Origin of the sequence: Mycolicibacter sinensis, from assembly GCF_001673565.1 — a bacterium.
Taxonomy (GTDB): domain Bacteria; phylum Actinomycetota; class Actinomycetes; order Mycobacteriales; family Mycobacteriaceae; genus Mycobacterium; species Mycobacterium sinense_C.
The window spans coordinates 51,374-68,514 of record NZ_LZMF01000057.1; the positions used below are offsets into that span (position 1 = coordinate 51,374).

General features: G+C 65.4%; 16 protein-coding genes. 11 read left to right on the top strand and 5 right to left on the bottom strand.

What is annotated here, in order from left to right; all coding sequences use genetic code 11:
* Positions 1–3: 3 nt before the first annotated feature.
* The 9 genes from A5648_RS08910 (at position 4) to A5648_RS08950 (ending at position 8,093) form a co-directional block, all read left to right on the top strand.
* Positions 4–1,011: a hypothetical protein gene (locus A5648_RS08910; protein WP_065024185.1), complete on the top strand. Its 1,008-nt coding sequence runs from the start codon at positions 4–6 to the stop codon at positions 1,009–1,011.
* Positions 1,008–1,460 (top strand): Zn-ribbon domain-containing OB-fold protein, encoded by a 453-nt coding sequence (locus A5648_RS08915; RefSeq protein ID WP_234787373.1) that lies wholly within the window; start codon positions 1,008–1,010, stop codon positions 1,458–1,460. Before A5648_RS08910 ends, A5648_RS08915 begins: the two co-directional genes overlap by 4 nt.
* Positions 1,457–2,638 carry a thiolase family protein gene (locus A5648_RS08920; protein WP_065024186.1) on the top strand — a complete coding sequence of 394 codons (1,182 nt, stop codon included), beginning with the start codon at positions 1,457–1,459 and terminating at the stop codon, positions 2,636–2,638. The genes A5648_RS08915 and A5648_RS08920 overlap by 4 nt, the downstream gene beginning before the upstream one ends.
* Positions 2,635–3,252 (top strand): histidine phosphatase family protein, encoded by a 618-nt coding sequence (locus A5648_RS08925; RefSeq protein ID WP_065024187.1) that lies wholly within the window; start codon positions 2,635–2,637, stop codon positions 3,250–3,252. The genes A5648_RS08920 and A5648_RS08925 overlap by 4 nt, the downstream gene beginning before the upstream one ends.
* A gap of 5 nt (positions 3,253–3,257) precedes the next feature.
* A complete protein-coding gene (locus A5648_RS08930; protein WP_065024188.1) occupies positions 3,258–4,166 on the top strand; it encodes a 3-keto-5-aminohexanoate cleavage protein in 909 nt (302 codons plus the stop codon).
* Between the two features lie 26 nt (positions 4,167–4,192).
* A complete protein-coding gene (locus A5648_RS08935; protein ID WP_234787378.1) occupies positions 4,193–4,384 on the top strand; it encodes a ferredoxin in 192 nt (63 codons plus the stop codon).
* A gap of 128 nt (positions 4,385–4,512) precedes the next feature.
* Positions 4,513–5,571, top strand: a complete 1,059-nt coding sequence (locus tag A5648_RS08940; protein ID WP_165607322.1) for a cytochrome P450 — start codon at positions 4,513–4,515, stop codon at positions 5,569–5,571.
* On the top strand, positions 5,568–7,037 hold the full coding sequence (locus A5648_RS08945) for an aldehyde dehydrogenase family protein (RefSeq protein ID WP_065024191.1): 1,470 nt from the start codon (positions 5,568–5,570) through the stop codon (positions 7,035–7,037). Before A5648_RS08940 ends, A5648_RS08945 begins: the two co-directional genes overlap by 4 nt.
* Before the next feature lie 27 nt (positions 7,038–7,064).
* Entirely contained in the window at positions 7,065–8,093 is a 1,029-nt protein-coding gene (locus A5648_RS08950) for a hypothetical protein (protein WP_065024192.1), read from the top strand.
* A gap of 453 nt (positions 8,094–8,546) precedes the next feature.
* On the opposite strand, the gene A5648_RS08955 is transcribed toward A5648_RS08950, so the two are convergent.
* On the bottom strand, positions 8,547–9,230 hold the full coding sequence (locus A5648_RS08955) for a TetR-like C-terminal domain-containing protein (protein ID WP_082966397.1): 684 nt from the start codon (positions 9,228–9,230) through the stop codon (positions 8,547–8,549).
* 192 nt (positions 9,231–9,422) lie between these two features.
* Between A5648_RS08955 and A5648_RS08960 the strand changes: the two genes are divergently transcribed.
* Both A5648_RS08960 and A5648_RS08965 read left to right on the top strand, forming a co-directional pair.
* Positions 9,423–10,430 (top strand): hypothetical protein, encoded by a 1,008-nt coding sequence (locus A5648_RS08960; protein ID WP_065024194.1) that lies wholly within the window; start codon positions 9,423–9,425, stop codon positions 10,428–10,430.
* 15 nt (positions 10,431–10,445) lie between these two features.
* Positions 10,446–13,064, top strand: coding sequence for an NAD-dependent epimerase/dehydratase family protein (locus A5648_RS08965; protein WP_065024195.1), 2,619 nt, complete (start codon positions 10,446–10,448; stop codon positions 13,062–13,064).
* 84 nt (positions 13,065–13,148) lie between these two features.
* On the opposite strand, the gene A5648_RS08970 is transcribed toward A5648_RS08965, so the two are convergent.
* Genes A5648_RS08970 through A5648_RS08985 form a run of 4 tightly spaced genes read right to left on the bottom strand, consistent with a single transcriptional unit; the run spans position 13,149 to position 17,141 of the window.
* A complete protein-coding gene (locus tag A5648_RS08970; protein WP_065024196.1) occupies positions 13,149–14,396 on the bottom strand; it encodes a hypothetical protein in 1,248 nt (415 codons plus the stop codon).
* A gap of 7 nt (positions 14,397–14,403) precedes the next feature.
* Positions 14,404–14,799: a heme-binding protein gene (locus A5648_RS08975; RefSeq protein WP_064856151.1), complete on the bottom strand. Its 396-nt coding sequence runs from the start codon at positions 14,797–14,799 to the stop codon at positions 14,404–14,406.
* 39 nt (positions 14,800–14,838) lie between these two features.
* The gene (locus A5648_RS08980; RefSeq protein ID WP_065024197.1) at positions 14,839–16,005 is read right to left on the bottom strand and encodes a pyridoxal phosphate-dependent aminotransferase; all 1,167 of its coding nucleotides are present in this window, start codon (positions 16,003–16,005) and stop codon (positions 14,839–14,841) included.
* Entirely contained in the window at positions 16,002–17,141 is a 1,140-nt protein-coding gene (locus A5648_RS08985) for an alpha/beta hydrolase family protein (protein ID WP_065024286.1), read from the bottom strand. Before A5648_RS08985 ends, A5648_RS08980 begins: the two co-directional genes overlap by 4 nt.

Genomic DNA, 17,141 nt, shown 5'->3' on the forward strand with positions numbered 1-17,141 from the left:
AACATGTCAGAAAAAGGAGAATTCGGTCATCGGACCCTGGTCGGCACCTTTGAGCCCGTCGCGGTCGACGCTGACCCGACGCGCACCTACTTCGGGCTGTCCTTGTCGTGCACGTGGTTCTATCTGAACTTCCGTGACGCAGACGGCAAGCTGTATTTCGCATACCGGACCGTCTTGGGCCTAGAGGGCACACTCCACTTCACCTGCAACGAATCCCGGGATGGCGCTCTGCGCAAGGTCGCCATGCCCGAAGGTCGCGAGTTCTTCCGGGGACCGGTCATTACCACCGTCGACGACGACACCTACCGGATGGCCAGCAAGCCGGCCGAATCCGGCTACGCCACCGGTCAGCCCTTCGAATTGGTGCGCACCGGCACCGACCTGCGCTATCGCGAAGGACAGGAGCTACAGTTCAGCGGCCGCCGGATCGGTCCGGGCATGCAGGTGTACGTGCCCAGCGGCCCGACCCCGCTGCTCTACACCTCCCTGCAGCACCGGGTTTCCGGTACCGCTTTCGGTAAGTCCGGTGAAGGCTTCCTGTGGTTGGACCAGTGTTATCTTCCGCCCGGTGTCACCTGGCGCAACAGCGACTTCTTCAAGGGCGTCGAGCTGGCCTGGACGCCGTTCGGTACCGAGTACGCCGACGGGTCGATCGAGATGGGCCACATCTGCTACGGCGCAGACGGATTCAACTTTTCGCTGATCGCAACCGGCGATGGCGAGGTGCTGCACTGCACCTCCGATGTCGCGGCACGCGACATCAAGTACAGGCCCGACACCTTCCCGGAACACATGTACTACGAGGTCGACGGCACCGACTGGGAGTGGTCCGCGGTCGACGACGGCGAACTGCCCGATCAGGCTTCCGGCCATGACTTCTACCGCTCATCGGAGGGCTACCTGCGGCGTGCAGGGGAGACTCGCACGCCGGTGGTCTACCACTCGTACAACGAGTTCTTCCCACCGGCGATCAAGGCCTGGGAATCGACCGGACGGATCATCGGCAGGTGAGTTCGGAAGATCAGAACCAGCACCGCACCGGGGTCGGTCCGCTGCTGCAGCCGGTACCCACGCCCGACGAGATGGAGTTCTGGCGTTCGGGGGCGGACGGCCAACTACGCATGCAGCGCTGCGGCAGCTGCCGACGCTGGCAGCATCCGCCGAATCCGGTGTGCTCGCACTGCCTCTCGCGTGAGGTGGCATTCGAGACGGTGAGTGGTTACGGCACCGTCTACTCGGTGACCATCAACCACCAGCCCTGGTTGCCGCACCTGATCGAGCCCTACGCGGTGATCGTCGTCGAACTCGACGAGCAATCGGGTCTGCGTTTCGTCAGCCGCATGGTTGCCACGCCGGTCGACGAGGTGGCCGTCGGGATGAGGGTGCGGGTGGTGTTCGAGCCCCTGGGCGACGGCCTGTACGCGCCGCTGTTCACTGCAGCGGAGGAAGTTCTGCGATGACCCGTCCAGAACAGCAGGCGGTGATCCGCGGTTTCGGATCTTCACAGGTCGGTCGCCGGCTGCCGGCCAGCGAGATGGCACTCACCGTGGACGCTTGTCTGGCCGCAATTGCCGACGCCGGTCTGACCCGCGATGAGATCGACGGGCTGGCAACGTTCCCCGGAGGCGGCTTCGATACGCCCGGCTTGGCCGGCCCCGGTGCGGATGACGTGCACGCTGCCCTCGGGCTGGTAACGAACTGGAAATACGGCGGCCCCGAAGGCGGTCAGCTGGGCGGGTTCTTCTCCGCATGCCTGGCCGTGGCCACCGGGCTGGCCCGGCACGTCCTGGTCTATCGCACCGTCGGCGAGGCATCGGCACAGGGCGCTGCGGGCCGCGCCGCGGCGCTGTCCGGCAACGCCAACGCCGCGGTATCGGGCTTCCGGCGCTGGCTTGCCCCGTTCGACGCGCATTCGCCGGTGAACTGGATTGCCCTGTTCGCGCAGCGTCACATGCACGAATTCGGCACCACTCGTGAGCATCTGGGTACCATCGCGGTCAATAACCGTAGCAACGCCGGCCGCAATCCGAACGCGGTCTACCGCACCCCGATTACTCTCGAAGACTACTTCGGGGCACGGATGATCAGCACACCGTTCGGCATGTATGACTGCGACGCCCCGTGCGACGGATCGGTGGCTTTCGTGGTGTCCCACGTCGATACCGCCGACGACGGTCCGCATCCGTCGATCGGCATTGAATCGATCGGCTGGGCTATGCGGCACCGACCGCTGTGGGATCAGTGGCCGGACATGACCGAGATGGCCGCCTGGGACGCCGCCGCGCACCTGTGGGAGCGCAGTGATCTGACCCCGGCCGATATTGATCAGGTGCAGCTGTACGACGGCTTCTCGTTCCTGCCGCTCATGTGGTTGGAAGCGTTGGGCTTCTGCGATAAGGGTGAGGGGGGGAACTTCCTGGAAGGCGGCAAGAGGATCGCGCTGGACGGGCCACTGCCGCTGAACACCGGCGGCGGCCAGCTCTCCGGCGGACGGCTGCACGGCTGTGGGCTGCTGCACGAGGCCTGTGTGCAGCTGGCCGACCGCGGCGGCGATCGTCAAGCCGGTCGGCCCGACACAGTTGCGGTCGGGGTCGGCGGAGGTCCGACCGCCGGAGCGGCACTATTGGTGCGCCGATGAGCACGGCCGGTGAAGGTATCGACGTCGCGCTGGTACGTCACGGTCTGCCGCTGCGGGTCGAGGGTGTGACCAGGCCGGACCCGCAGCTCAGCGAGAGCGGCCTGGCGCAAGCCCGCGCGGTTGCCGAGGTGATGACCTTGCTGCCGGTGAGCGTGATCGCCAGCAGCGACCTGGCCCGCGCGCAGCAGACCGCGGCACCGACGGCTGACAAGCTCGGTATGACCGTCGACATCCACGCCGATCTCGCCGAGTTCGACAACGGTGCCGACTACTACATCCCGATCGAGGACATGATCGCCGAGGGCGATCTACGCCTTGAGATGTGGCGGAATTCCCTTTCGGAGCCCGAGACGGCCCGGCTGTACGCAGAATTTCGGCAAGAGGCGGCCGCCGCGGTCGGTCGGGTGGCGCAGGAAACACCTTCGGGGGTGGCGGCGATCTTCTGTCACGGCGGGGTGATCGCCGCGTGTGTGGCCAAGGCGCTCGGCGACGTGCAGGCACCCTTGATCGAACCGCACTACGGCTCGGTCACCCGCATCACGATCACCCCTAACGGGCAATGGAAACTGCGAACGTACAACGAAGTTCAGCATGTCGAGCGGCAGATCGGATGAGCCCCATGAGTTTTCGGGATGACGGCAAGGTTTACCTTGAGGTCGGCATCAACGAGGTGGTCAGCAAGGATGACAACCCCAACGTGCCCTATGGTGCCGAGGAAACCGCGCGCAATGTCGTCGACTGCATCCAGCGCGGCGCAACCGCGGTGCACTTCCATGCCCGCAATGACGACGGGACCCAAGCCTGGGTCGATGACGAGATTTCGCGCACGGTGCTCGCCTCCGCGGCGCGAGAGGTCGACCCGCTCGCCTACCCGAGCTACCACGGCAGTCTCGACCACATCTGGTCTCTGGCTGAGCGACCGCCGGCCGGGACCAAGCTGCTGCTGACTCCGTTTGACCCGGTGCAGCACATCAAGCGGGTGCTCTGGTTGGAGGACGAAAACCGATTCGGTGTGGTCAGTTTCGGTCCCGATGACCCGAATAACTCGAACCCCCCGTATCCACCGGAACTGGATCGATTCGCCGAACTCGGGTTGGTACCGAACATCGCGGTGTTCAATGCCGCGGACATGAGGTGGGTGACGTTGGCCGCCCGGATCGGAATCTTGCGGCAGCCGCTGAACATTAAGCTGTTCTTCTCCGACCGATGGGTTTCCAACAACGATCCGGATCCCGACGTCATCGACTTCCTGATCTCGCGGATCCCCCAGGGCATCGACCACGAGACCGTGGTGGTGCCTTACGCGATGAGTTCGGCGCAGCGGTGTGAACAGCTGTGGGAACGGGCGCTCGACCGCGGTCTGGGAATTCGCGTCGGTGTCGGCGACTGCCCGTGGGCGTACCCCCACGCCACCAATGCGGAGATGGTCGATCGCGCGGTGGATCTGATCAGCAAACGGGGACTCACGCCAGCCACTCAGGCTGACCTGCGTACGCGAGTGGGTGCACCCGAGGTGGTGGCGTCATGAAGGTGACCGTCGACTCCGAGCGTTGCATGGGCCACGGGCAGTGCTACACCTGGGGACCGGATGTCTACCAGCCTGACGATCAAGGCTACTGCTTAGTGCCAGTAGCTGAGATCACTGGCGATCTGGCGGCCCAGGCCATCGCAGGTGCTGAGGCGTGCCCGGAGTCGGCCATCACCATTCATGAATCGACCGTGACCGCGGTCCGAGAGGCGAGGTAGTAATGCCCGATCAAGATGCCACCACGACGACCCAATTCGACCCGTTCACTCCGGTATTGGACCCGTATACACCGCTGGGTGAGGCTGCAGCGCGCTGTCCCGTTCTGACGGCTCCCGGCGGTGCGCTGGTGATCACTGGCTCGCAGAATGTGTCGGCGGTGTTCAAGGACTCGGAGTCCTTTCTTAACGAACTTCGCCCACCGGAGCCCGGGACCCAGCCCAGCCTTGTGCACCTCGACGGTGCCGAGCACAGCCGAATGCGCAAGCTGGTGGTCAAGGCGTTCACGCCACGGGCGGTGAAGAAGCTCGAAGCGCCGACCTACGCCATGGCGCACGAACTCATCGACGGCTTCGTCACGCGTGGAACGGCGAACTTGTGTGCGGAATTCGCCTTCCTGTTGCCGGCCATGGTGATCGCCGAACTGGTCGGTATCCCGGAGGGGGACCGCTCGACGTTCGTGCGGTGGGCCGATGACGCGATCACTGCCGCCGGCCCGGGATCCAGCGGTTATGCGGAGTCGGATCCGGACTTACGGGCCTACGTCCTTGACATCATCGACCGACGTCGTACGGCTCCGGGTGAGGACCTGCTCAGTCACCTCATCCAAGTGCATGACGGAGACGACCACCTCACCACCGATGAGCTCGTTGCCTTGGTGCGCATGTTGATTCTCGCGGGAACCGACACCACCGCAAACCTGATCGGATCAATGCTGCATCAATTGCTGTCGGTGCCGTCGCGTTGGCAGCGCCTGATCGCCGAGCCGACGCTGATACCGAACGTGGTCGAGGAAACACTGCGTTTCGACCCGCCGTTGTACTGGGTGCCGCGCAAAGCCGCCGCGGACACCGAACTTGCCGGCATAACCATTCCGTCGGGAACGTTGGTGTGCAACGCCGTTGGACACGCGAACCGTGATGTGACGGGACTGGAGCGCCCCTTCGAATGGGACATGGACCGCCCAGCAGCACGCAACCGGACCCATCAGACGTTCGGTTTCGGTGAGCACTTCTGCATCGGCTCCTCGCTGGCGCGGCTGGAAGCGAGCATTGCACTGGAAGTGCTACTGGAGCGTCTCCCTGACCTCGCACTGGCGGATGGTTACGTTTATCAGCCGCACGGGCCGTTGATGATGCGTGGTGTCAAGTCCATGCCGGTCGTTTTTTCCGCGGGTTCCCCTCGATGACCTCGACGGAGAAACTTGGGAGCCGTTTGCTGATCGACGGCGCGCTGATCGACTCAGTTGGGTCGCATTCGGAGGTCATCGATCCGTCGACCGGAGCGGTCGTACGTACGGTGCCACACGGTGGGCTGACGGATTTGGATTGTGCGCTCGCGGCGGCGCGTCGGGCATTCGACGACGGGCAGTGGCCGCGGTTGGCTACCGAGGAGCGTTGCCGCGTTCTGCTCCGGCTCGCGGATCTGGTCGATGCCCATACCGCCGCTTTCACGCGTTTCGTGGAGACCGAGGTCGGGACCTGCCGCAAGGTGGCCGGTCCCGGGCAAGTCGTCAGACCGATGGATCACTACCGCGACATGGTGGCGCGCGCGGGCGTCGAACTCGGTCGAGAGCTGCCGCGGTTGGCCGGCCCGCCCGTGACGGGACAACGCGTCGTGCGCGAGCCCTGGGGCGTGGTGGCCGCGATTACCCCTTGGAACGCACCGCATCTGTTGAACCTGTGGAAGGTCGGTCCGGCACTGGCGACCGGGAACACCATGGTGCTCAAGCCCGCCCCGGAAGCGCCGAGCTGTGCGCTGCTGCTCGGTGAGCTGGCGGTGCAGGCCGGTGTACCCGCGGGTGTGCTGAACGTGATCACTGGTGGTGCCGATGTGGGTCAGGCGATGGTCGCCGATCCACGGGTTGACATGGTGGCGTTCACCGGGTCGTCGGCCGTGGGCCGAGCGATCGCACAGTCGGCCGGTGCGACACTGAAGCACACGCTGCTGGAGCTTGGCGGCAAGTCCGCGCTGCTTGCCTTGTCTGATGCTGACATTCCGTCATTGGTCGCGGCGGTATTGCGGTTCGTCACCCTTGCGGGGCAGGGCTGCGGTCTGCTGACGCGGATAGTAGTGCCCGACCCGCTGCACGACAGCGTGGTTGCGGCCCTGATTGCGGCGCTGCAGCGGGTGCGGGTCGGCTCGGCCGACGATCCCGAGGTCCTGATGGGACCGGTCATCTCCGCGGCGGCCAGGGAACGCATCGAAGCCACCGTGCGCCAGGCTGTCGCCGATGGTGCCAGCATCGCGTTCGGCGGCGGGCGTCCCGTAGGCGTCCCGGACGGCGGGTTCTACCTGGAACCGACACTTCTGACCAATGTGACCAACGATATGGCGGTCGCTCGCGAGGAGATCTTCGGGCCGGTGGTCGTGGTCATTCGGTACAGCGGTGAGCCCGACGAGGGGGTTCGAATTGTCAACGACAGCCCCTACGGGTTGGTCGGTGCGGTCTGGACGGCGGACACCGCGCTCGGACTGCAGCTGGCGGGCCGTATTCGTGCGGGCCAAGTGCGCGTCAATGCGACAGCGTCGTCCAATGAGGCGCCGTTCGGCGGTTACAAGCAGTCGGGTATCGGCCGCGAGGTCGGGCAGGAAGGCGTCCTTGAATACACCACCGTCAAGTACGTCGGGTGGCAAACCGTTTCTGGTAACTGATCATTCACACATCGATAGGAGTAATCCATGACAGCCGGTCCCGCAGTCGGCGACCTCAACTTCGCCACGTCGGTCAGCTGCTACCAGCCGAACCTCGCCATGCACCTGCCCACGGCACGGCCCCTCGGCCTCACCGAAGAGTCGATGTACCTGTACGGCGGATGGCGTGACGAGTCCGGCGCCTTGCACATCGTTGAGCGCAAGTTCTGCGGTCCAATGACCGCGGGCCTGTGGATGATGACCAATAGGTCGGGCAAGGTCACGTTGGCACCGGAGTCGCTGCAGACTGTGCGCGGTGAGGTAAAGCGCGAGTACTCCGACACCCAGCACCATTTGCATGGGTCGCTGCTCGGCAAGGCTGGTGGTGCGCCCGAGGAGGGCCTCGACTATCGGCTTACACCCGGTGCCATGCACTGGCGTGAGGGAACCGTGCTCGATCTCGACGGCGCTCTGGTGGGGCCGGGAATTCAGATCGGTTCGATCGACCACGAGGAGCCGTTCTTCTACACAAGTGAGCTGTACAAGGTCACGGGATCGGTTCTCGGGGAGGCCGTCGACGGTTTCGTGTTCCTGGACCACGGCTACTGGCCGCACGGCCGGGACTGGAAGGAATACCAGATCTTCAACGGCATTCAGCTGTCCTGGTCGGCATTCGCGACCGAATTCGACGACGGGCATGTCGAATGGGGTCAGGTGGCCATCGGGCGTCAGGGCTTCAATTTCGTGGCCGTCGCTGACGAGCACGGCCCGGTGGTCATGGACGTCAACACGGCCGGCGGAATCGACCCCGATCCCGAGGACTGGGCTCAGCGCATCGGTTACCAGGCACACGACGGCCGGACCTGGATATTCGAGTTGGAGCCCGGGGGGCAGATGTCGCAGTTCTCCGCCGCACGCTGGGGCGGCTATCGTGCGCAGGCCGGCCACATCGTGCGCCACGGAGAGGACCGGGACGTAAAGGTCGCCTTCTCCTGGGGGGAAACGTTCATGGAACGCTTCCGCCAAGAGGGCGTCGGTTCGGTGGATGCGCTGCTGTCGGCAGACGCCACAAGCTGATCGTCTCCCGGGGTGACATTTCAGCAGAGGCACTACCCGCTGGACCTTTGCGATACAGCCGGCAGTTCGTGGCACGAGCGTGTGCGGGAGTTACCGCACCATCAGCTCGCCGGCGTTCGTCTTGATCCTTGACCGAATTGCTCTTCGCCCACAACGGATCCCGCTGTAGGTCGTCGGGAATCCGGGATTTTTCGCCGGAACCCGCGAGCAGGTATGCCGGCGGCCCGCCGACTACGCCGACGCCGCTCGGACCTATGAGCCATCGTCGATTGCAACGGACGGACCGATTCGTCGCATGCCGAGAACGCCAGGGGTCACGTGGAATTTCTGGTTACGGAGTTGCGGTAACACTGAGCGCGGCGGTTTGCAGGCCTGGGGTCCAAAAAGAATAACCTGGTCAGGCATATATTGACGGCGCTTGACGCCGAATGACTTTGCGCGGCTCCGGTCCCGCTAAGTCCGTGGGATGTCGAGTCCGAGGTTCACGAAGTTCATCAGCGTCGCCTCGAGTTGTTCTTCACTCGGCGCCGTGGCCTCGGGCGCGGCTCCGGCATGCTGGCTAAAGAGTGCGTGTATGAGGACGCCTCCGCCGATGGCTTCCAAAACCGCCACGGGGTCGGCGGTTTCGCGAAGTCCGCCGTGGTGTGCGGCGGCGTCGAGCGCGGCCACGTTGACGACAAAATTCGGGTCGACGACGCGTTCCCGATAGGCGTGGTACAGCTGCGGAAACTGCTGGGCTTCCAGGTGGATGCGCAGACTGGCGATACCTTCGGCCGAAGTGAAGTAGCGGTAGATATCACGCGCGTACCGCATCAGTTGCTCACGCACGGGGCCACGACCGTCCACGACAGGAAGAACCGCATCTGCGAGTGCATCGAGCAGAAGCGCTTCGCGGTCCGAGTGCCGCCGGTAGATGACATCACGGCTCACTTGCGCAGCTTTGGCAACCCGATCGAAATGGAAACCCGACCAGCCGAATTCGGCGTAGGTCTGGCGGGCCGCCACAAGAACCCGAAGGTCGATGTCGGGGTCGCGCCGGCGTCCACCACCGGGGCGTCGCCGTCGTCGCGGCTCGCCCGGCGTCGTGTCGGATTCAGGGGAGTTCGAGGGATCGGCGGCGTCGGCCTTCTTGGGCATCGGTATCCCTCTACGTAAGCGGAGCTGAAGCGGGCTGTGCGGAATACTAGCCGGATCAGCTATTGCCAACACAATGTGTCGGCAATAAGCTGACCTTGGCGCACGCCGCGGCGAGGTATCCCAAGAGGTGACCGCGGCCAGCGCCGTGTGGATCAGGCACTCATCAGCCAAGAGCTAGGAAGAACAAGGGATATGGCATCAGACATCGGATCGTTTCAGCACCGCGCCTTGACGGCGCCCTACACACCCGACGTAAGCGTGCACCACCCGTACAACACCCCGTTCGGGCTCACCGAGCAGGTCGTCTACTTTTATGGGGGATGGCGCGAAGCTGACGGAACGCTGCACGTCTTCGAGCGCAAGTTCATTGGGCCCATGACCGCTGGGCTTTGGCTGATGAACGCCCGCGGCGGCTCTGTGGCCATCGAACCCGATTCTGCGAAAACCGTTCGGGGTGAGGTAAAACGAGAGTATTCCGATGATCGGATCCTGCTCCACGGGGCGATGATGGAGAAGGTGGGAGACTCGGGCGGCGCCTTCAGTTTTGAGGCCACACCCGGCAGGTTCGAGTGGAGCGAAGGCGACCTGTTGTCGCTCGACGGAGCGCTCGTCGGTCCGGGTGTCCAGATCTATGCGCCAGACGAGAGTGAGCCCATCCTCTATATCAGCGAGTTGTACAAAGTCAATGGCAATGTGCTCGGCGATGATGTCGAGGGGTTTGTGTTCTGGGACCACTCTTACTGGCCGGCCGGCTACGACTGGAAAGAATTCCGGGTGTTCAAGGACCTGCAGTTGGGCTGGGAAGCGTACGCCAACGAGTACGACGACGGCACCATCGAATGGGGACACCTGTGTTTGGGCCGCGATGGCTTCAACTTCGCCGGTGTGGGGGACCAGAACGGTGCCGTGACGATGGACAGCGGCGTCACCGGCGGCATCGACCTCGGCGACGATGATTGGGCGGAGCGCACTCGATGGAAGGCGTCCAGCGGCGAAGAATGGACCTTCGAGTTGGAAGAAGGTGGCAAGCTCTCTGAGTTCACCGCAGCCCGGTGGGGCGGCTACCGAGCGCAGGCCGGACACACGCGCCGCGTCGGTGACGACCGCAAGGTGCGGTTGGGCTTCAGTTGGTTGGAGACATTCGGTGATCGGATCCGGGAGAGCAAGATCCCATCCTTTGACGACGCAGCAAACAACTGATCCAAAGGAGATTTGGTGACTTCGAACGGTCGTGTGTTGGTCACCGGGGGTACCGGCGCTCTTGGTGCCGCGACCACCAAGTGGCTCGTACGCGCAGGCCACGATGTCGTCGTCTTCGCCCGCCACGAACCGGACACTCTGCCAAGGGGTGCCCGGTTCGTGGCGGGTGACATCGCCGATGCGAAGTCGGTCCGGCGCGGTATGGGCGGCTGCGACACTGTGGTGCACCTGGCGTGGGTACTCAGTGGCTCGAGCACCCATGACCAGGCCGAGCCGGTCAACATAGGGGGGACCCGAAATGTGCTGCGCGCCATGAGTGATACTGGCTGTCAGCGCTTGGTTTTTTCTTCGTCGGTAACCGCCTATGGTGCCCATGCAGATCACCCGCAGTTGTGGCACGAGGATGAAGATCTCGATCCGGCCCACGGTTTGGTGTACGAATGGCACAAAGCCCAAGCCGAGCAGTGCATCGTCGATTCTGGGGTCGAGGCGGTCCGTGTGCGACCGACGGTGGTAGTCGGGCGTGAAGCGCACAATGCTCCGGCCAATGTGTACCGGCAGTTGATGATTCCCACTCTCGGTGGCGCGAAGATCCAGATGATCCACCAGGACGACGTAGGGCGGTTCTTTGCCCATGCATGTGATAGCGCCGCCGTCGGTGCCGTCAACCTGGCGGCTGACGATGTGCTCACCTGGAGTCAGGTCGCTCAACTGGCGCGCCGGCCCGGGCTTCCCACGCCGCCCGGCGGTTTGGTGCCAGCTGTACGCCTAATCAGCAAGTTGGCGCCGGTAGCGCGGTCGGCTCCGGAACTGCTCGACATGTTCCTCCACTGGCCGATTGCCGATACAACTCGGTTGAGGGAGGAGTTCCGTTTCCAGCTCGGGTACTCCTCTGCCGAGGCCATCGCGGACCAAGGGCGGCATGCGACCAGCCACTTCGTCCTCGGCATGAAGGAGATCCGCAGACCGGCCAAATTGGATCGAGCGCGTCCGTTCCTGCCCGCGCAAGGTGACACCGAAGGTCGCTCCATCGAAGTGATATCAGGCGAACCGTCAGGAGAGCTGGACACGCGACAAGCCGACCCCGGATATCCGGAGTGGACCTGCGCGAACCTCGCCGAGGCCTTTCCGGGGCCGATGACCCCGTTGTCGCTGCAACTGATCGGCGACGCGCTGTTCACCGGTGCTGACCAAGTCGCGTTGCTGCTCCCGTTGAACGAGCAATTGCGCGATAACGTGCGGCGCAGGCAACTGGGCGTGTTCGGTCACCGGTTCTATCAAAACGTCAGTGTGCTCCGGGAGATGGCCTCGGCGATTCCGGGTCAGACCGCAGAGGACTTCGAGCACCAGATCAACGGTCGGCCGTATCCGGCCGGTTACGTTCGCCCGAAATTCAGTCTTCGCGATGTACCTGGATACGTGAAGTTTGCCGCTGTCGCCGGGCCTCGGCTGTGGGGTGTCCCGGGGGCCGTTCGCGATGTCGAGAAGCGAGCAGATGAAATGTGTTCTGTACAGGCATCCCTCGGCGGTCTGACCGACGAACGGCTACGCGCACGCATCGACACATTGTGGCGTGATTGCCTCGACGGGTGGAAGGTCGGCTTGTTGTGCACCTTCCTGGTCAGCGCGCCGACCTCCGCGCTAGAACGCCGGTATGGCCCCGGGGCCGCGGCGCAGAGCACGCAGAGCTCACCGGGGTTGGCAAGTTCACGCCTACTGCGTGGTGTCCGAGAGTTGGCGGCTATGTCCAGGCACCGGCCGGAAGTCGCTGCGGTGCTTTCGAGCGTTCGGTCTGACAGCTGGCGCGAGTTGCAGCGCCGAGACCCGCCGTTTGCCGAGCTGGTGCAGCAGTTGCTTGATGCTGCCGGACACCGCGGTCCGGGCGAGACCGAATTGGCCAACGCCGTATACGCCGACGAGCCCGTTCTTCTCCTGCGGGCCATTGCCGGCGCCGCCGACGCCAGACCCGTGCCGGTCGATATCCCGAGGCTCGACTTCCTCGGCAGGCAATTGACCAAACTCAGCTGGTTGACGATGGGGCAGCGTGAACGCTGCCGTGACGCAGTGATGCGCTTGACGCATCAGTTGAGATTGGCCCTGCGGGAATGGGGCAGCCGGCTGGTGGAGCGCGGTCTACTCCTGTCAGGTCTCGATGTCTTCTACCTCAGATACGACGAGCTATTTGGTTGCGGCACTGAACTCGTGACGACTACTTCTCGGCGCCGCGAAGAGCACGAGCGGCTCGCCAAGTTCGACCTGCCACTGAGGTTCAGCCAGCCGATGGACCTGACCGCGGTATCACGTTCCGAAGGTGCGGAATCCGTCATCTCTGGCGTGCCCGCGGTCTCGGGCGTGGTGCGCGGGCGGGTGCGAGTGCTGCGGTCACCAGACGATGAGCTCGAGTCAGGTGAAGTCATGGTGGCCAAGGTGACCGACACCGGGTGGACACCATTTTTCGCCACTGCCGCAGCCATAGTCACCGATATTGGCGGCATGATGTCGCACGCTGCGATCGTAGCTCGAGAATTCGGTATCCCAGCCGTCGTCGGGACCGAAATTTCCTCGCGCGTGCTTCGGGATGGGCAACTGGTCGAAGTAAATGGCGATACAGGCCAGATCACAGTCCTCGATTAGGGTTCTCACGTTTGCGAACTCGGTTACTCGCCGAGAAGCTGCGCGGCACAATCAGTAACCCGACCGGCAAGCCGGGATGGCGGATCAGCCGTGCCAGCGCTGCTGATGTTCGGCGTGGGTGCGCAGATACGCACCGGGGCCGTAGAACTCGTCGTAGAAGTCGGTGTCGAGGTGCTGGGCCTGCAGATACATCAGCACATGCACGGTCGGCACCGTGCCGGGCAGCTTGCCGAAGGTGTCGTAGATATACGACGCCTGCAGCGTGACCAGCTCGGCGATACCGTCCGGTGGCAGCGCCGAGCCGCGCACCGCCGGGCTTGCCGACCAGGGCCCCGGGGTGTCGGCGTGGGACGGCCCGCCGGGACCGAACTTTCGGGCCACCAGCTTGGCCACGCCCTCGGACACCGACGGTACATGCGGCGGGCTCAGCGTCTCGAAATGGTCGGGCAGCCCGGTCACATTGGGCAACGGCCAGCGCGGATCGTCCTCGGCGATGAACCCCAGCCCACGCAGCACCGATACCCGGTCCAGCCCGTCGAAGATCCAGCCGCCCAAGCCCATCGCCTGCAACCCCAGCGCCCCATTGTGGGCGGCGATGGACAGCTCGGCGCTGGCCTCGGTCAGACTGTACTGCTCCACGAACGACAGCGGGATCGGGTCATCCGCGTGCGCCAAATGCGAAAAGGCTTGCAGGCCAGGGATATCACGGCCGTTGATGTCGTCGGTGATGCGGTAGCCGTTGGCCGCGAAGAACCACAGGTTCTCCAGCAGATGCTCGGCCAGATCGGCCACGGCGAACGCCAGCAGGCTGCCTGGATGGTTGCCGATCCAGGTGTTGTGGCCCTCCATGTAGGGCTCCTCGCGAGGAAGCTCCAAGCGAGAATCCGACAGCCGCACACAGGAATCCGCGGTGTGGCTGATCCAATCCTCGATGGTGTCGAGCTGCCGCGGTTGCTGGTCGCGGGTGGGTAGCAGATAGCAACCGGTGTCGTCGGTGAAGAACAGCTGACTGGTGTGAAAGCCCGCCGCCGACGGCATTGCCCGGCCGGTGGCGCTGCCGGGATAATTGGGCAGCGCCGGGGCGTATCCGGGATGGTGCGCGATGCCGTCGTGCCAGCCGGTGACCCCGGCCATCAGCGACAGCAGCAGCGCCCGTTCCACCTCCGAGAGCGGCTGCACCGGCCGCCGGCTGGTGTAGGCCAGCGCGCCGGCCGGAATGGCGCCGCCGACCGGGAACCGCCGGGACCGGCGTCCGGTGATCGCGGCGAACAGGCCGAAGCCGGCGGCTTGGGCCAGCGCGGCCCGTTCGTGGTCGCTGATCGCCAGGCCCATGGCGGATCTACTTGCTGACGGTCTCCAGCAGCATGGCCAACTGGGTCGGGGAGACCGCGATGCCGCACTGGTTCTTCAGGTCGGTCAGCGGTGCGGCGATGCCCTGCAGGGTCGACAGCTGGTCGAGGTGGCCGATGAAGTAGCCCTGCACCGAGGACTTGGCCTGGTCCGCGGGCATGGTGGCCGCGGCGGTCAGCACGTCGTTGGCCTCCGGGTGGTCGTTGAGGAAGCCACCGGCCTGGCTCAGCACGCCGCTGGCGGTGGTGCTCAAGCCGGCAGCGGTGCAAGGCGCCGGCGCGGCGTCGGCCGGCGCGGTGGTTCCGGTCGTGGAGGCGGCCACCGCGCCGAGGATGCCGACGGCTGCCGCGCCGATCGCCAGGCGAGAAGTCGTGGTTGTGCGCATTGCTGTGGTCCCTTCGGTCGGTCGAGCTTGTGAGTAAACCTACCGGAGTGCCAGCCACCCGCCGATTCGATGCAACGCTTCGGAGATATCGGCGGTCGGGCCGGCGAACGACAACCGGACGAACGTGTTGCCGCGCTCGGTGTCGAAGTCGACCCCCGGCGCCAGCGCGACACCGGTGTCGGCGAGCAATCGTGCGCAGAACGCCAGCGAGTCGTCGGTGTACTGACCGACATCGGCGTAGACGTAGAACGCCCCGTCGGTCGGCGCCAGCTTCTCGATGCCCAGGCCTCGCAGCCCGCCCAACAGCAGCTCCCGGTTGGCGGCGTAGTGGCGCAGGTGGCCGTCGGATTCGGCGATCGCCGCAGGCGTGAAGGCGGCGACCGCCGCGTACTGGGCCAGCACCGGCGGGCAGATGGTGAAGTTGCCGGTCAGCCGGTCCACCGCGCGCCGCAGCGCCGGCGGCACCAGCAGCCAGCCCAGCCGCCAGCCGGTCATCGCGAAGTACTTGGAGAAGCTGTTGGCCACCACCGCGTTGCGGGAGGTCTGCCAGGCGCAGCTGGTCTGCGGGGCGCCGTCATAGACCAGGCCGTGGTAGACCTCGTCGCTGATCAGCCGCACACCGGCGTCGTCGCACCAGCGGGCGATCGCGGCCAGCTCCTGCGGCTCCAGGACGGTCCCGGTCGGGTTGGCCGGGCTGGCTACGATCACCCCGGCCAGCGGCCCGGGGACCTCGGCCAGCGCCGCCGCGGTGGGCTGGAAGCGGGTCTCCGGCCCGCACGGGATCTCGACCACCTCGCAGCCCAGCGCGGTCAGAATGTTGCGGTAACACGGGTAGCCGGGGCTGGCGATCGCCACCCGGTCCCCGACGTCGAAGCAGGCCAGAAACGCCAGCAGGAAGCCGCCCGACGAGCCGGTGGTCACCACCACGTCGTCGGGGTCGACGGTCAAGCCGTAGCGATCCTGATACGAGCCGGCGATGGCCGAGCGCAGCTCCGGGATGCCCAGCGCGACGGTGTAGCCGAGCTGGTTGGCCTGCAGAGCCTCGGCGGCAGCAGCGCGCACCGGTGCCGGCGCCCCGACGCTGGGCTGCCCGGCGGACAGGTTCACCAGGTCGCCGTGGCTGCGCTGGCGCTGCGCGGCGGCCAGCCACACATCCATCACGTGGAACGGGGGGATGCCGGCGCGCAGCGCGACACGATCAGTCATGGGCTTTCCTCCGTCATGGCGCGGTGCAAAAAGCGGGTGGAGTCGGGCATCGAGGCGATCACGGTGCCGGAATGGTCCTGATCGGGGTACAGGTGCAACTCCACGTCCTGATGATGGTCGAGCAGTTGCTGGTAGAGGGTCTGGGTGGACAGCGGCGGCACGTCGGTGTCCAGCATGCCCTGGCCCAAGAAGATCGGCCGGTCGTAGCCGTCGACCGGAGTGCCCATGAACGCCTCCAGGGCGCTGGCGATGCCCGGCAGGGTGTCGATCGGGGCACTGAACAAGTCGTTGACGGTTGTACCGGCTGCCTGCTGATCCAGTGCGGGTTTACACAGGTCCTGCGCCATGTCGGCCAGCTCCCGTCCCCGCGGGGTCAGCACCTGATCGATTCCCAGGTCGGGGCGGGCCTCCCGCAGGGCGGCCAGAATGTAGGAGGCGTAGCTGATGGCCGCCGGCGGCGTCGGACGGGGCGGCAGATCGGGACCGGCCGCAAGGACCACCCGTTCGATGTTGGCCGGGGTGCCGGTGGCCACCACGCCGCGATAGTCGAGCCCACTATCGCCGGTCAATCGATCGGCCCACCAGGCGCTGTTCACCGCCGCGCCGCCACCCTGGGACTGACCCACGATCGCCCATTTCGGGGACAGCGGCAGGTCCATCTGGTGCACGGCCTGCACCGAGTCGACCACCGAATGCGCCTCGGCGACGCTGTTGAGGTAGCTCATCAGCCCGGGGGTGCCCAAGCCCGCGTAGTCGGTGCCGACGACCAGGTAGCCCTGGTCGAGCCAGTGCGACAGGTACTGGTCGTCGCGGGGGCTGCGCGGCAGCGCCGACGGGGTGCAGTCGTCACCGAGACCGACGGTGCCGTGCGCCCAGGCGATCACCGGCCAGCCTCCGGCCGGTGCCGCGCCGCGCGGCACGAACACCGCCGCGGTGCTCACCGCCGGCCGATCGTGCTGATCGACGGTGGCATACAGGATGCGAAATGCGTTGGCGGCGCCGGTCACCGACAGTGCTGGATCAAGCGGTACCGAGGTGATCAAGCCCCCTGCGGCGGGGATGCTGCCGGCATAGGCGCGCGCGTCCAGTCCCGACCACTGGGGCACCGGTTCCGCGACGGCCGGTGCGGCCAGCAT

Bases quoted from the DNA above. Each gene is read 5' to 3' on its own strand.
- A5648_RS08980 (WP_065024197.1), bottom strand. From the start codon at position 16,005: ATGACTGATCGTGTCGCGCTGCGCGCCGGCATCCCCCCGTTCCACGTG.
- A5648_RS08910 (WP_065024185.1), top strand. From the start codon at position 4: ATGTCAGAAAAAGGAGAATTCGGTCATCGGACCCTGGTCGGCACCTTT.
- A5648_RS08925 (WP_065024187.1), top strand. From the start codon at position 2,635: ATGAGCACGGCCGGTGAAGGTATCGACGTCGCGCTGGTACGTCACGGT.
- A5648_RS08920 (WP_065024186.1), top strand. From the start codon at position 1,457: ATGACCCGTCCAGAACAGCAGGCGGTGATCCGCGGTTTCGGATCTTCA.
- A5648_RS08930 (WP_065024188.1), top strand. From the start codon at position 3,258: ATGAGTTTTCGGGATGACGGCAAGGTTTACCTTGAGGTCGGCATCAAC.
- A5648_RS08935 (WP_234787378.1), top strand. From the start codon at position 4,193: ATGGGCCACGGGCAGTGCTACACCTGGGGACCGGATGTCTACCAGCCT.
- A5648_RS08970 (WP_065024196.1), bottom strand. From the start codon at position 14,396: ATGGGCCTGGCGATCAGCGACCACGAACGGGCCGCGCTGGCCCAAGCC.
- A5648_RS08950 (WP_065024192.1), top strand. From the start codon at position 7,065: ATGACAGCCGGTCCCGCAGTCGGCGACCTCAACTTCGCCACGTCGGTC.
- A5648_RS08955 (WP_082966397.1), bottom strand. From the start codon at position 9,230: ATGCCCAAGAAGGCCGACGCCGCCGATCCCTCGAACTCCCCTGAATCC.
- A5648_RS08975 (WP_064856151.1), bottom strand. From the start codon at position 14,799: ATGCGCACAACCACGACTTCTCGCCTGGCGATCGGCGCGGCAGCCGTC.
- A5648_RS08960 (WP_065024194.1), top strand. From the start codon at position 9,423: ATGGCATCAGACATCGGATCGTTTCAGCACCGCGCCTTGACGGCGCCC.
- A5648_RS08945 (WP_065024191.1), top strand. From the start codon at position 5,568: ATGACCTCGACGGAGAAACTTGGGAGCCGTTTGCTGATCGACGGCGCG.
- A5648_RS08985 (WP_065024286.1), bottom strand. From the start codon at position 17,141: ATGCTGGCCGCACCGGCCGTCGCGGAACCGGTGCCCCAGTGGTCGGGA.